The following is a 13,787-nucleotide window of genomic DNA, read 5'->3' as shown; positions in this document are numbered from 1 at the left end:
GGGCAGCTGATTTTGACGTCTCACGGGAGCAGCCGAAAACATGGCGCGTTTTATTTTCATCACTGGTGGTGTGGTTTCGTCTTTGGGTAAAGGACTGGCTTCGGCGGCTTTGGGCGCGCTGTTGCAGGCCCGAGGGTATTCGGTGCGTCTGCGCAAGCTGGACCCCTATCTGAACGTTGACCCCGGCACGATGTCGCCGTTCGAGCATGGCGAAGTGTTCGTGACCGATGACGGGGCCGAAACCGATCTGGATCTTGGTCACTACGAACGTTTCACTGGTGTCGCGGCGCGCAAGACCGACTCGGTCAGCTCGGGTCGGATTTATTCCAACGTGCTCGAGAAAGAGCGCCGCGGCGACTATCTGGGCAAGACCATTCAGGTGATTCCGCACGTCACCAATGAGATCAAAGACTTCATCTCGATCGGTGAGGATGAGGTCGATTTCATGCTGTGCGAGATTGGCGGCACCGTCGGCGATATCGAAGGCCTGCCCTTCTTTGAAGCCATCCGTCAGTTCAGCCAGGACAAGCCGCGCGGCCAATGCCTGTTCATGCACTTGACCTTGCTGCCTTACATCAAGGCCTCAGGCGAATTGAAAACCAAGCCGACCCAGCACTCGGTGAAAGAACTGCGCTCGATCGGTCTGGCGCCTGACATTCTCGTCTGTCGCTCCGAGGGTCCCATCCCGGTCAAAGAGCGCGAAAAGCTGGCGTTGTTCTGCAACGTGCGCCCGGACAGCGTGATCGCGGCACAGGATCTGTCGACCATTTATGACGCCCCGCTGGCCTATCATCGCGAAGGTCTGGATCAGGCGGTTCTGGATGCGTTCCAGATCAGCCCTGCCCCCAAGCCTGATCTAACGAAATGGGAAGATGTCAGTGACCGCATCCACAATGCCGAAGGCGAAGTCAAAGTCGCCATCGTCGGCAAATACACGCAGCTTGAAGACGCCTATAAGTCGATTGCCGAGGCGCTGACCCATGGCGGTATGGCCAACCGGGTTCGCGTCAAGGTCGAATGGGTCGATGCCGAGGTGTTTGATACCGAAGACGCAGCCCCGCATCTGGAAGGATTCCACGCGATCCTCGTTCCTGGTGGATTTGGCGAACGCGGCACTGAAGGCAAGATCAAAGCCGCGCAATACGCGCGCGAACACAAAGTGCCCTATCTGGGAATCTGCCTTGGTATGCAGATGGCTGTGATCGAAGCAGCCCGCAATGCCGCTGGCATTACCGAAGCGGGCTCGGAAGAGTTTGACCACGAAGCGGGCAAAAAACGTTTTGAGCCTGTTGTTTACCACCTGAAAGAATGGGTGCAAGGCAACCACAAGGTCGAACGCAAGGTCGGTGACGATAAAGGCGGCACCATGCGTTTGGGCGCCTATGACGCGGTACTGGCCGATGGCTCAAAAGTGGCAGAGGTGTACGGCGGCACCAATATCGAAGAACGCCACCGCCACCGCTATGAGGTGGATATCAAGTATCGCGACAAGCTGGAAAAGGCTGGCCTGAACTTCTCGGGCATGTCGCCTGATGGTCGTCTGCCCGAAATCGTCGAATGGTCTGACCACCCTTGGTTCATCGGCGTTCAGTACCATCCGGAACTGAAATCCAAACCATTTGAACCGCATCCGCTGTTCCGCGACTTTGTGCGCGCAGCGAAAGACACCTCTCGCCTCGTTTAAGAGCTATCTGTGTCGGACTGTCACCCCGCATTGTTTTGTGGGGTGTAACCTCCTAACTATTTGAACAAGCAGGCCCGCGTGCCGCGTAATTTGATGCAGTTCAAAGATTCAGGAGTATTCCGATGAGCAATGCGACAACGATAACAAACCTCCAACAAGCGCTTCACATGGAAATGACAGCTGCGCATCAGTACCAGTTGCATGCGCATGTGCTGAATGACTGGGGCTTGGACATTCTTGCCGAAAAAATGCGCGGCGAAATGCAGGAAGAACTGGGGCATTCTGATGCCTATATCGAACGCATTCTTTTCCTTGGCGCTAAGCCACAGCTTGAGCTTCAGAAAAACCCAAAAGCGGCGGACGACCTGGAAGAGATGTTTACCGCGGACCTGAAGGATGAAATGGAAGCCATCGATTTCTACACCCAAGCCGCAGCACAGGCGGCCGAGGCCGGCGACGTGGGAACCCGAACATTGTTTGAACGAATTTTGCTGGAGGAAGAAGGCCACAAAGCATGGCTGGAGACCGAGTTGTCTCTTCTCAAGCGGCTAGGCGAGTCGGCGTTCAGCGCCAGATACGTATCAGGCACTGCCGGCCAAGACTAAATCCTCTTCAACTAATCTCACCATATCGCAGAATTCGGGCCAACAAATGTTGGCCCATTTTCTTTCGTCACCGCAAAGTGACGGCGTGGGGCCAAAAAATACTACTCGCGCACAGTTCCACGTGGTTAGTGTTGGGCAAATGATGACAGGAGAGGCCCAAATGACCGATCAAATCCAAAACGCAGAAACCTTTGCGGCCCTGCACAAAAAGGGCGATCCGGTCATCCTTTTTAACATCTGGGACGCTGGCAGCGCCGGTGCCGTGCGGGATGCAGGCGCCATGGCATTGGCGACCGGCAGCGCACCCGTTGCAATGGCGCAGGGGTTTGGCGACGGCCAGAACATCCCGCTGGATGTCGCTTTGGACAACGCCGGCCGAATCGTCAGCGCCGTAGACCTTCCTGTTTCTTTGGATTTCGAGGGGGCCTATGCCGAGGACGCGGTGGGAATCATCGCCAATGTCCAAAGTGCACTTGAAACAGGTGTCGTCGGCTTCAACTTCGAAGACCAGATTGTCGGCACCAAAGACCTGTACGACATCGAAACCCAGGCGGCTCGCGTTGGTGCGATGCGCGAAGGGTGCGACGTCGCTGGCATCCCTGTTTTTATCAACGCCAGAACGGACATCTTCCTGAAGGCTGCGCCGGAAACGCATGACGAGGCGATGCTCGACGATACAATGGCCCGCGCCAAAGCCTATGCCGACGCGGGTGCCAACGGATTCTTTGCTCCCGGCCTCAAGGATGAGGACATGATCGCCCGGCTTTGCGAATCGACTGATCTACCTGTGAATATCATTGCCCTGCCAGGGACCCCGGATACCGCGACGCTTGCGTCACTGGGCGTCGCTCGGATCAGTTATGGGCCTGTGCCGTACCGGAAGATGCTGGGCTGGCTGCAGGAACAAGCGAAACAGGCGCTGCAGTCAGGCGCCTAGCCGGCGGGTAGATACCGATACAAGCGGATACCGGCAAAGTTGTGACCATTCACGGCTATGACGGGTAGTCAGCGCTTGGCGGGCCACAAAATATGGAATAACCTCGCGGCATGTTGAAAAAATTCCTTCAGGCGTTTCGTCCGCCACAGCACGACCATTTGCCCGATCCTGACGCCGAACTGGCCTTGGGTGCTTTGATGGTGCGCGTGGCGCAGGCGGATCGGGATTACAAGCTGGAAGAAATCAGCCTGATCGACCGTATTCTGGCGCGGCTCTATCAGCACAACGCGATCGAGGCCGCCAAAGTCCGCGCCACCTGCGAAAAATTGCACGCCGCCGCGCCAGACACCGATACATTCGGCAAGTTGATCCGCGAAACAACCGACCTGCAGGAACGTCTGGCCGCGCTGGACGCTTTGTGGGAGGTCGTTCTGGCCGATGGCAATTCGGACGAAGGCGAAATGAAGATCGTCGAAGAAGCCCGCATTGCCATGGGCCTGAGCTTTAAAGACAGCCAAGAAGCGCATGAACGGGTACAAACGCGCTTGGAACAGAAGTAGTCCGCTTCTATAACCAATTCATGTTCAGCGATTTTCTGTCCCGGCTCACGCAGCCGCAGCCCGACCCACTTGCCGATAACGACGCCCGTTTGGCCCTAACGGCCCTTCTGGTGCGCATCGCCAGATCCGACAACGACTATGCCGACACGGAAATGGCACGAATCGACCGGATATCGGCGGAACGCTATGGCCTGTCCCCTTTTGAGGCCGCAGCCCTTCGCGCCAGCGCCGAAGATCTAGAAGCCGAAGCCCCCGATACCGTCCGCTTTACCCGCGCGATCAAGGAGGCTGTCGCTTACGAAGATCGTCTGGCCGTAGTTCAGGCGATGTGGTCAGTCGCACTGGCCGATGGGCATCGTACCGGCGAAGAAGATTCGCTGCTGCGTCTGGTGGTCAGCCTGCTGGGTGTCAGCGACGTCGATTCCGCCCTGGCCCGGCAAAAGGCAGCCAAATCGTGATTGCAATGCTGGGCATGTATGACATGCCCGCGCTGCAACCAGCCAATGATCGGTTCTGGTCTTTGATTCGGGCGCATCTTGGTTTTGGTCCCTCACATTTGACACGCGGCGCCGACGTTTGGGACGTCTGGCATAGCCCCGACCTTGTTTTCTCCCAAACCTGCGGCATGCCTTACCGCACCAGATTGCACGGTATAGTTCGGCTTGTTGGTACGCCGGACTACGGTTTGGCAGGCTGTCCGCCAGGGTACTACCAGTCCGTTATCGTGGCCCGAAAAGACGATACCCGCGATCTGGACCAGCTTGCCAACGGCACCTTTGCTTACAATGAAGCGCTTTCTCAGTCCGGTTGGGCCGCGCCCATGGTTCATCTGTCACGTCACAGCCGTCTTCCAAGTTCCGTGTTGGAAACTGGCGGTCATGCCCTTTCGGCAGCCGCTGTTGCGGAAGGCCGCGCGGATTATGCCGCGCTGGATGCGCTTACGTGGGAATTACTCAAGGAACACTCGAATTTGGGGGCTGAGCTTCGCGAGGTCGCAGCAACCGAACCTTCGCCCGCCCTGCCCTACATCACGGCCAATGGTCAGGATGCGCCCCAGATTGCAAAGGCGGTTCGTGCAGCCATCAACGATCTTTCCCCCGCCGACCAAAAGATGCTGCACTTGCGTGGTCTGATCGACATTCCAGCCGAGCATTACCTTGCCGTTCCCGACCCGTCCCCAGAGGCTGCCAAATTGATCGATCCGTGACCACTTTGGTCAGAACGTCTGGTCATTTTGACAGTTTGTGGCCCGTTCCGTGTCATTTGCGCATTGCATTGCTCTGAAATTTCAGCCCTAGTACCGCACCAACACCAATAGCAGATGGACCACCCGTGACAGATTCCACTCCGGTCATCGAGATCAAGAACCTACACAAGAGCTTTGGCAATCTTGAGGTATTGAAAGGGGTGGATATCACCGCCAGACGCGGTGATGTCGTCTCACTCATCGGTTCGTCCGGTTCTGGCAAATCGACGCTTCTGCGCTGCTGCAACCTGTTGGAAGACAGCCAAGAGGGCGAGATTCTGTTCAAGGGCGAACCTGTCCGCTGGACTGGCAACGCACATAACCGCCGTCCCGCCGATCCCAAACAGGTCCTGCGCATTCGCACAAACCTGTCGATGGTGTTTCAGCAGTTCAATCTGTGGGCCCATATGACCATCCTGCAAAACGTGATGGAGGCCCCCGTGACCGTCATGGGCCGCGACAAGGCCGAGGCTGAAGACAGCGCCCGTAGGTATCTGGAAAAGGTCGGCATCGGCGACAAATGCGATGCATATCCCGCGCAACTGTCAGGCGGTCAGCAGCAACGCGCCGCGATTGCGCGCGGCCTGTGCATGGAGCCTCAGGCCCTGCTGTTCGACGAGCCCACATCGGCGCTGGACCCCGAACTGGAACAGGAAGTGATCAAAGTGATCAAGGATCTGGCCGCCGAAGGCCGCACCATGATCATCGTGACACACGATATGAAAATGGCTGCCGATATCTCAAGCCATGTGGTGTTCCTGCATCAAGGCCTCATCGAAGAAGAAGGCCTGCCGGAAGACATCTTTACGACCCCTGAATCCACGCGACTTCAGGGTTTTCTCTCCGCCACCATGGCGGCATAAATTCAGGACAGAACCAAAAAGGGGAGTAACAATGAAAAACCTGATTCTGACCACAGCAGCACTGGCGCTGAGCGCCGGTATGGCCATGGCCGATACGGTCCGCATGGGCACCGAAGGCGCCTACCCTCCGTGGAACTTCATCAATGACGCCGGCGAGATCGACGGTTTCGAGCGTGAGCTGGGTGACGAGCTGTGCAAGCGCGCAAATCTGGAATGCGAATGGGTCAAGAACGACTGGGATTCGATCATTCCGAACCTGGTGTCGGGCAACTATGACGTCATCATCGCGGGCATGTCGATCACTGACGAGCGCGACGAAGTAATTGATTTTACTCAGAACTATACGCCACCAGATCCGTCGGCTTATGTTGCAACCTCCGACGACGTAGATGTCGCGAACGGCGTTGTTGCGGCACAGACCGGCACCATTCAGGCCGGTTACATTGCTGAATCCGGTGCAACTCTGGTCGAGTTCGCGAGCCCCGAAGAAACCATCGCAGCCGTGCGCAATGGCGAAGCTGACGCCGTTCTGGCCGATAAGTCTTTCCTTGCACCTATTGCAGATGAAGACGCGGACCTGCGCTTTGTCGCCGAAGATGTCCCGCTGGGCGGTGGTGTCGGCATCGGTGTGCGCGAGTCGGACGGTGATCTGAAAGAAAAGCTCAACACTGCCATCCAATCCATGAAGGACGACGGCAGCCTGAACGAGCTGATCTCCAAATGGGAAGTGTCCTCGACCTTCTGATCTGAATCAGGTTGCGCGCCCCAATACCGGGGCGCGCCGCCCCTGAGCCTTAGCACCTCAAGAGGCCCGCCATTTTCTCGTTTTGCACTGATCCCGATACGCTGGGCACGTTCCGCTGGTTTTCCTGCTACCTCACCAACGGCGTGCACTGGTCGTTCTACCTGTCGTTCCTGAAGGTCCTGCTGTTGCTGGCCGTCACAGCGCCCGTAGCGTTGAGTTTCGGGTTCGTTGGTGCCATGGCCGCCCGCTCGCATATCCCCCCCGTCAGCTGGCTGGGCAAGGGCTATATCGCGATTGTACGGGGTGTGCCGGACATCGCCTTCTTCATGTTCTTCGTGATCGCCCTGGATCAGGCTTTTGAATGGACGCGCCATAAGATCCTTTGCCCCGATTGGCCGGACCCGATCCGCCAGGGCAACGACTTCATCGTTTGCCAGTCGGCAAAACTACCGCTCAGCACCGCGCCGGAATTTGTGCATGAAACCTATGGTTTCTTCCTCGCGGTGATCACCTTCTCGATCGTTTTCGGAGCTTTTGCGGCCAACGTGCTGTTTGGCGGAATGCGGGCGGTTCCCCATGCGCAGCTGGAAACAGCAGCTGCATATGGTCTGTCCCCCAGCCAGACATTCTGGCGCATCCTCGTGCCGCAAATGTGGGTTTACGCCTTGCCCGGTCTGTCGAACCTGTGGATGGTGCTGATCAAAGCCACCCCACTGCTGTTCCTACTGGGCATCGAAGACATCGTCTATTGGGCCCGCGAATTGGGCGGGACCAAGACCACGAAATTCACCCAATACCCCCATGGTGACTGGCGCATGTGGTACTTTCTGGCTCTGCTGATCTTCTACCTCGGCATGACCCGCGTCTCGGAAATCGGGCTTGAAAAGCTGATGCGCCGCCTGTCCCACGGACAGGCCACATCAGGCGGAGAGCTTCTGCGCAAGGAGACCACCGCATGAGCTGCATCCAGACCATCCAGGATTACGGCCTGCGTTCCCTGGGCCTTGGTGAGCGGCTACTGCCGCGCAACGATTTTACCCTGTGCGAGCAATTCACCCTGATCGGTTCAGGCATGATCTGGAATATCTATTTCGGCATCATGGCATTGGTCACCGGGTTTTTTCTGGCAACCGCCGTGGCAATGGGCAAAGCATCCACCAACAAGTGGCTGCGCAAACCGTCCGAGTGGTTCATCTTTATCTTCCGCGGCTCGCCGCTGTTCATCCAGTTCTTTTTTGCCTACTTCTTCTTCCTGTCACTGAAGAAGTCCTATCCCATGTTCGACGCCCTGACATCGGCATGGCTGGGGGCGTTGATCGTTCTGTTCCTGAACACCGCCGCCTATACCGGTGAGATCTTCTATGGCGCGCTGCGCTCGATCCCCAAGGGTGATATCGAGGCCGCTGATGCCTATGGCATGTCGGGCTGGTCACGGTTCCGTCGGATCATCTGGCCCACCATGCTGCGTCTGGCTTGGCCTGCCTACACGAACGAAGCAATCTTCCTGTTTCACGCCACCACGCTGGTCTTCTTTTCGGCCTTCCCCGCCTGGCAACAGCGTGGCGACGCGCTGTATTACGCCAGCTATTTCGCCGACAAGACGTTCAATCCGTTCATTCCCTACCCGATTCTGGCCTTCTACTTCATCCTGCTAACACTGGTGGTTGTTGGTATTTTTGGGCTGATCAACAAACGGCTGAACCGCCACTTACCAGCGGCTAGAAAGGCCAAGATGAGGTTCCGTCTGAACCTGGCGCGCTAAGTCTAGGCAACCAAACAATTCGGCAGCCGGGCTTGTTTTTGGCCCGGTTTTTTCTTGCCAAGAATCTCAGGAAAGTACCGAGAAAGCGTTATGAATAAGGGAAAATGGTACCGCCTGCTGGATTCGAACCGGCGACCTCTGGATCCACAATCCAGCGCTCTAACCAACTGAGCTAAGGCGGCACTCGTGAGGGGCGATGTACCGAACACGCGCAGGGAATGCAAGAGAATTAAAGACGAATTTCCCAGCTTTGTTCGACAAGATCGCAGCCAAAGGAATGAACCTTTTTGCTGCCGGTTAATTGCCATCCGGAAGCCCTGTAAAGTGCACAAGCTGCCCGATGGCTTTCATGGGTCCACAAGACCATATCACGATAACCAGAATCGCGGGCGAACCCCATGCAAGTGTTGAGCATGCGTTTACCCAAGCCCTGTCCACGGGCCTCTGGCATCAACAGAAACAACCTCAATTTTGCGGTGTGGTCGTTCAGCGCGACACAAAAGATACTGCCAAGGCGCGCACCATCCTGCTCCGCGATCCACCCCCTCTCTCGCGTCGGATCGTGCGCGTCAACGAATTCCGCCAGAATCCGTTCAACGAGGGGCGCGAAAGTGACATTAAACCCATCGTCTAGCTGATAGAGGCGACCGTGCTGTTCTACCAACCAGGGCGCATCATCTGGCCGGAATGGTCTGATCAGAATATCATTCATACCTTACCTGACCTCAAAGGCGGCTTGATTCTCAACCCTTTGCGCGCTAGCAGGAACGCTCAGTCCCGGAGGCGCAAATGGGCATCAACACCGAACGTGACATTCAGGCAAACCTTCAGATCGGCCCGACCGACCATGGCATGGTGCGCCTGTTCATCGAGGCCGACGGCGTCGAAATTCCGATGGATTTCGAACCTGAAGAAGCGGAAGAAATCGCGGATGAAATCCTCGCCGCCGTGCAAGCTGCCCGGATCGTAAAAGACTGACAGTTCAAATTCTTGGATCACGCAATGCCTGCAATCTGCGGGCTGTATCTGTTGCAAACTTCTGAATCATCTTCTTGCGCCGCGCAGGTGCCAGCTTATCTTCCGGTGCCATTCGGATAATTTCGGCGTCATATGCATCTGCGATGATCAGCCCGGTTTCCTCGGGCAACAGATCGGTTGGGAAATCGGTATCCACGGCCCAGAAAAAGCGATCACACCAATCCAGATACCCCTGCCATTTGGAATCCGTCAGATAATCTGCGCGGCTGGATTTGCACTCGATCACCCACAGTTCCCCCTTGGGGCCCAATCCCATGACGTCGACGCGCAAACCGCGGGTGGGGACAAATTCCTCAACAGATACAAAGCCATGCGCCAACAAGTGGCGCGAAACCCCACGGGCCAGTTTTTGTCCGGGCTGTAAATCCAGTGTCATTCCTGAAATGTGAACAATTCGTGAACAAAAATCAAGCGCCAGAAAGACTCTTGACATGATACCATCTGGTATCTCATAAATTGCAATACCAAATGGTATCACTATTGAGGTGACCAATGCAGACGCAAATTCAAAACGCGTTCCGCGCCCTTGCGGACCCGACCCGACGGGAGATCGTCAAAATCCTTGCCTCTGGCGACATGACGATCGCTCAGCTGACCGATCAGTTCGATATGACCCGTGCAGCGGTCAAAAAGCACCTGACCGTCCTTTCCGACGGCGGCCTCATCACCGTCGAGGCGCGTGGACGCGAGCGCATTAACAGGCTGGAGCCGAACGGATTAGCCCCCATCCTCGACTGGTTCAGTTATTTTGACCAGTTCTGGGATGATCGCCTGAATAATCTGAAGGAAGCTATTGAAAGGAATAAGAAATGACGAATGCAGTTCTGCAAAAGCAGATTTTCCTGAGGGCAACGCCGGAAACCGTATGGGCCTATTTGACTGAGCCCGCCCGATTGGCGGAGTGGTTTCACAAACCCGAACAACCGCTTGCCGCGGGTCAAAAGCTTGAGATGTTCGGCACATCCAGCGGCGATCTTCTGATATGGGGTGAGGTACGCGCTGCACGTCCGCCCGAATATTTGGAATATACATTCACCATCAAACCCATGGGAGACGCCGTTAGCGTCGTAAAATGGACGCTGGACCCAGTACCGGGCGGTACCCGGCTGGGCTTGGTTCACGAAGGGCTGCCGCAAGGCGCAGACGCCTTTGGCCTGATCCTCGCACTCGATGACGGTTGGGACGAACATTTGGGCAAGATGCGCAGCGCCCTGCACGAAACTGTTGACGCCTGACCCCTTGTGCAAACCCGCCGCAACCCCTACTTAGGCCCGTGGCGGGTTCTGCCCTTCTTGTGATTGGTAGCATTCTGGTGGCCTTAAGCAATTCCGAGGGGGCTGGCTCTGTTCAGGTCCTGGCCTGATTACCTGGCGCCCACCTGTACATACAGGTCCTCGGGAATCACACCGCACGGTTGACTGGTGGTCCCGCCACATTTGCCTACCCCTGAACGTCCGAAACACTGTGGCTTACAAAGGCTTCGTCTGACAGCGCAAAGTCATACATTCGGCGACCATCCCACTGAGGTAAGTATTCGTCATAAAGCCGGTTCTTCTGCTCGGGCCAGGACGGCACAACAAGGTCCGCATCGGGCAGACCGACACCAAAATTCAAAACACGCGCGCCCTGATACCTTTTGGCCGCCTGCGAGACCGCGTGATGCAGCAGAACATGTTCGATATGACCGTATTCTCCCACGTGGTTGTGGGTGATGATTGTCGACGGCTTGTGCTGCTGCATAAGGGCATAAGCCGACCCCTCCAACAGGTTGAACAGTGGATGACGATGCAGAGGGCGCAAAAGTTCAGGCGCATTCTGCTCAGGTGCTGAGGGCATCTGGATAAAGCGTCGCAACCTGCGATGATCCGGCTCAACCGCGAATGGGAACTGAATTCTCTGGGCTCCGAGAGTATCGCATACCCGTTGCATCGCCGCCTCGCGCGTATCACTGTCCTTGCGGTTCGGCGCGGGCCGAAAGAAACTGACAATAGTCACGTCCGCCCGACCTTTCAGGTGTGACAGGGTGGAACCGCAAAACAGCGTTTCATCATCCTGATGGCAGACGCACAGCAAGATCCGATCATCCTTGAGGCTTGCCAGGCTAACCTTACCCGCAGCAACATCCGGTCCGGTCTCCAACACGTCAAATTTGGCGTTTGCAACGTTCTGAAAACTCGACGAAGCGACCCGTCGCGCGCGCGATTGCGCAATCAGCTGATCGGAACTGGCCTTCACATGACCGTTCTTGTTGTCCCCCTGCATCAAATAGCATCGTCCGGCCAAACCGGGCCACGCGGCCTCAAGCTCGGAGATTCTGCCTTTCTTCATCGCATCCAGATGCAGCAAGTCTATTGGACCGAATGGGCATTCAGTCGCTGCCTGACGCAGGCCATCAATGGCGTCCGACAAGTAAAACCTCACGCGTCCAGGAAACCTATCTTCGAACCATTTGAAAACAACGGGAACATAGACATCTACAGGCGGCCATGACGCTCGCAGCCGCTGACCAAGATCAATTCCGATAAACGACAAAGACGGATTGGAATGAAGGGCCAGCAAAGCAGCATGGCCTCCGGCAACGCCCACTTCTGCAAAGCACGAACTGCCCTGCGCCATCTGGTGAAGAGCACGCCTTTTGGGCTCCATCCCAGGAGACAGATCCTTTTGATGGAAGTCCTGCTGCATATGGTCGTAGCAAACGTTCCCATTTATTGCGACCGGCTCGCCTGCCCGCGTCAACCCATCGGCGATGGCGGCATTAAGGGATTCAAGATCTTCGCGAAAACCCGGGGACGCGATAACCTCTTCATAAGTGGGAGTGTTCACAAGAGTTGCTCTTTTACTGCCAGTAGATGTCGTTGATCGGCATCAGATGGCAACATACCGGGATATTCAAGCAGTTTGCGCCACAAGCGACTGAATCAAATCGACGGCGCTTTGATCAGTGGGCGAGTGCAATCTCAAGTCTTGTCGACCGGGACGGTCACAGGTTGGAAGCTAGTAGCCACAGGCGTCCCACGGCGCGGGCCTTTGGGCTTTTCTGCCATGCTCATGATCGCATAGCCGAACTGAACCCCGGCAAAAACAATCCCATTCATGAACCAGATCATTAGCAGCGCGATCAAACCAATTTCCGAACCCGCGATCAAGCCGCGCAGGTTGGCGACATTGAGTGCCAACAGAACCCCAACAAACATGGCCGAAATCACAAATCCCCAGACGACCTGCGTAATGTAAAGTCGGATCAGTTTGGGCATGACGGACCTCCTTGCGCATGGATGTTCAGTGTAGCGCATGTCCGTTCGCGGTAAAGGCGTCAGAACGCCTCGGGCTGGGCCTCACGCGCCATGTGGTCCAGCACCGCGTTGACGAATTTCGGTTCTTTTCCTTCGGGGAAAAAGGCACGCGCCACGTCGACGAATTCGGTGATCACAACCTTGGGCGGCGTGTCAGCTTGCGTCAGTTCGGCCCCGGCTGCACGGAATGTGGCGCGCAGGGTCGGGTCAATGCGCGCGATGGGCCATTTGGCGACCAAAGCGCGGTCGGTCATCTGGTCAATCGGTGCCTGATAATTCACCGCGTCTTCAACCAGTTTGCGGAACACGCGGATATCGCCGTCCAGCATTTCCTCGCCCTCATAGACAGCGCCAAACCGATGGTCCAGAAACTCATTCACGACTGCTTCCGTCGTCTGCCCCGATTGCTCCATCTGGAACAGCGCCTGCACGGCATAAAGCCGGGCAGCGGATTTCATCAGGCGTTTCTGGTTGGCCGGTTTCGGCGCGTCTGTCTGGGTCATGCTGTTGTGGGTCCGTTGTTGTCGCCCGCCACAAGGATGGACTCGGACGGCGGCTTGAACCCGACGCCCTTTTTGGAAGAGCCCCACTTACGGCTGAGTGCAATCAGATGCAAGGCCGCAGCAGCTGCACCACCACCTTTATTCATCATTTTAGGATTTGCGCGGACTTCTGCCTGATCGTCATTTTCGACCGTCAGGATGCCATTTCCAATAAGAAGACCCTGCAGACCCATCAACTGGATCGCCCGACTCGAGTCGTTGCACACCGTTTCATAGTGCGTGGTCTCGCCACGAATGACACAGCCTAGCGCCACGTAGCCATCATAGTTGCACTGGCGATCCGCCATGGCGATGGCGGTCGGGATTTCCAGCGCGCCTGGAACTTCAACAACTTCGCATGTTCCGCCAGCGGCTTCGATCTCGGCCTTGGCACCAGAAACCAGATTGTCGGCAATGGCCCGATAGAAAGGCGCCACCACAATCAAAAGTTTCACAGGCTTGTCGAATGTCGGCGTTGGCAATACGCCGTGTTTGTCTTGTTCAGCCAC

Annotated in this window: 19 protein-coding genes and 1 tRNA gene; 13 read left to right on the top strand and 7 right to left on the bottom strand. The window is 56.5% G+C overall.

Going from position 1 to position 13,787, the window contains the following annotated elements; genetic code table 11:
• The first annotated feature begins 40 nt into the window (after positions 1 to 40).
• The 10 genes from pyrG to AC2FIS_RS00795 all read left to right on the top strand — a co-directional run bounded on the left by pyrG (position 41) and on the right by AC2FIS_RS00795 (position 8,402).
• Complete coding sequence (gene pyrG, locus AC2FIS_RS00840; RefSeq protein ID WP_058276105.1) at positions 41 to 1,684, top strand: CTP synthase; 1,644 nt, start codon at positions 41 to 43, stop codon at positions 1,682 to 1,684.
• Positions 1,685 to 1,806: 122 nt separating this feature from the next.
• Positions 1,807 to 2,289, top strand: coding sequence for a bacterioferritin (locus AC2FIS_RS00835; RefSeq protein WP_496771631.1), 483 nt, complete (start codon positions 1,807 to 1,809; stop codon positions 2,287 to 2,289).
• A gap of 160 nt (positions 2,290 to 2,449) precedes the next feature.
• Entirely contained in the window at positions 2,450 to 3,226 is a 777-nt protein-coding gene (locus AC2FIS_RS00830; protein ID WP_496771630.1) for an isocitrate lyase/PEP mutase family protein, read from the top strand.
• 110 nt (positions 3,227 to 3,336) lie between these two features.
• Complete coding sequence (locus AC2FIS_RS00825; RefSeq protein ID WP_058276107.1) at positions 3,337 to 3,786, top strand: tellurite resistance TerB family protein; 450 nt, start codon at positions 3,337 to 3,339, stop codon at positions 3,784 to 3,786.
• A gap of 20 nt (positions 3,787 to 3,806) precedes the next feature.
• Positions 3,807 to 4,244 (top strand): tellurite resistance TerB family protein, encoded by a 438-nt coding sequence (locus tag AC2FIS_RS00820; protein ID WP_109311990.1) that lies wholly within the window; start codon positions 3,807 to 3,809, stop codon positions 4,242 to 4,244.
• Positions 4,241 to 4,993 carry a phosphate/phosphite/phosphonate ABC transporter substrate-binding protein gene (locus AC2FIS_RS00815; protein WP_496771629.1) on the top strand — a complete coding sequence of 251 codons (753 nt, stop codon included), beginning with the start codon at positions 4,241 to 4,243 and terminating at the stop codon, positions 4,991 to 4,993. The genes AC2FIS_RS00820 and AC2FIS_RS00815 overlap by 4 nt, the downstream gene beginning before the upstream one ends.
• A 125-nt stretch (positions 4,994 to 5,118) precedes the next feature.
• Complete coding sequence (locus AC2FIS_RS00810; RefSeq protein WP_058274821.1) at positions 5,119 to 5,895, top strand: ABC transporter ATP-binding protein; 777 nt, start codon at positions 5,119 to 5,121, stop codon at positions 5,893 to 5,895.
• A 31-nt stretch (positions 5,896 to 5,926) separates the two neighbouring features.
• A complete protein-coding gene (locus tag AC2FIS_RS00805) occupies positions 5,927 to 6,640 on the top strand; it encodes a transporter substrate-binding domain-containing protein (RefSeq protein WP_496771628.1) in 714 nt (237 codons plus the stop codon).
• 71 nt (positions 6,641 to 6,711) lie between these two features.
• The gene (locus tag AC2FIS_RS00800) at positions 6,712 to 7,599 is read left to right on the top strand and encodes an ABC transporter permease (protein WP_108858966.1); all 888 of its coding nucleotides are present in this window, start codon (positions 6,712 to 6,714) and stop codon (positions 7,597 to 7,599) included.
• A complete protein-coding gene (locus AC2FIS_RS00795) occupies positions 7,596 to 8,402 on the top strand; it encodes an ABC transporter permease (protein ID WP_109311985.1) in 807 nt (268 codons plus the stop codon). Before AC2FIS_RS00800 ends, AC2FIS_RS00795 begins: the two co-directional genes overlap by 4 nt.
• Before the next feature lie 105 nt (positions 8,403 to 8,507).
• On the opposite strand, the gene AC2FIS_RS00790 is transcribed toward AC2FIS_RS00795, so the two are convergent.
• Together AC2FIS_RS00790 and AC2FIS_RS00785 are read right to left on the bottom strand one after the other, a co-directional pair.
• A tRNA-His gene (locus AC2FIS_RS00790) sits at positions 8,508 to 8,584 on the bottom strand.
• Positions 8,585 to 8,631: 47 nt separating this feature from the next.
• Entirely contained in the window at positions 8,632 to 9,114 is a 483-nt protein-coding gene (locus AC2FIS_RS00785) for a GNAT family N-acetyltransferase (protein WP_496771627.1), read from the bottom strand.
• A gap of 77 nt (positions 9,115 to 9,191) precedes the next feature.
• Here AC2FIS_RS00785 and AC2FIS_RS00780 point away from each other — a divergent pair, with 77 nt between their 5' ends.
• Entirely contained in the window at positions 9,192 to 9,380 is a 189-nt protein-coding gene (locus AC2FIS_RS00780) for a DUF6324 family protein (RefSeq protein WP_058274816.1), read from the top strand.
• Between the two features lie 4 nt (positions 9,381 to 9,384).
• Here the strand turns inward: AC2FIS_RS00780 and AC2FIS_RS00775 are convergent, their stop codons facing one another.
• A complete protein-coding gene (locus AC2FIS_RS00775; protein ID WP_058274815.1) occupies positions 9,385 to 9,816 on the bottom strand; it encodes an MmcB family DNA repair protein in 432 nt (143 codons plus the stop codon).
• Between the two features lie 116 nt (positions 9,817 to 9,932).
• Between AC2FIS_RS00775 and AC2FIS_RS00770 the strand changes: the two genes are divergently transcribed.
• The gene (locus tag AC2FIS_RS00770) at positions 9,933 to 10,253 is read left to right on the top strand and encodes an ArsR/SmtB family transcription factor (protein ID WP_496771626.1); all 321 of its coding nucleotides are present in this window, start codon (positions 9,933 to 9,935) and stop codon (positions 10,251 to 10,253) included.
• Positions 10,250 to 10,675 (top strand): SRPBCC family protein, encoded by a 426-nt coding sequence (locus tag AC2FIS_RS00765; protein ID WP_496771625.1) that lies wholly within the window; start codon positions 10,250 to 10,252, stop codon positions 10,673 to 10,675. Before AC2FIS_RS00770 ends, AC2FIS_RS00765 begins: the two co-directional genes overlap by 4 nt.
• Positions 10,676 to 10,880: 205 nt before the next feature.
• On the opposite strand, the gene AC2FIS_RS00760 is transcribed toward AC2FIS_RS00765, so the two are convergent.
• The 4 genes from AC2FIS_RS00760 to AC2FIS_RS00745 form a co-directional block, all read right to left on the bottom strand.
• Positions 10,881 to 12,266, bottom strand: a complete 1,386-nt coding sequence (locus AC2FIS_RS00760; protein ID WP_496771624.1) for a PIG-L deacetylase family protein — start codon at positions 12,264 to 12,266, stop codon at positions 10,881 to 10,883.
• Between the two features lie 134 nt (positions 12,267 to 12,400).
• Entirely contained in the window at positions 12,401 to 12,697 is a 297-nt protein-coding gene (locus tag AC2FIS_RS00755) for a hypothetical protein (RefSeq protein ID WP_496771623.1), read from the bottom strand.
• A gap of 59 nt (positions 12,698 to 12,756) precedes the next feature.
• Positions 12,757 to 13,239 carry a transcription antitermination factor NusB gene (gene nusB, locus AC2FIS_RS00750; protein WP_496771622.1) on the bottom strand — a complete coding sequence of 161 codons (483 nt, stop codon included), beginning with the start codon at positions 13,237 to 13,239 and terminating at the stop codon, positions 12,757 to 12,759.
• Complete coding sequence (locus tag AC2FIS_RS00745; protein WP_496771621.1) at positions 13,236 to 13,787, bottom strand: 6,7-dimethyl-8-ribityllumazine synthase; 552 nt, start codon at positions 13,785 to 13,787, stop codon at positions 13,236 to 13,238. The genes nusB and AC2FIS_RS00745 overlap by 4 nt, the downstream gene beginning before the upstream one ends.

The organism is Ruegeria sp. CDSB113, assembly GCF_059611045.1.
This window is presented reverse-complemented; position numbering and strand designations above follow the sequence as displayed.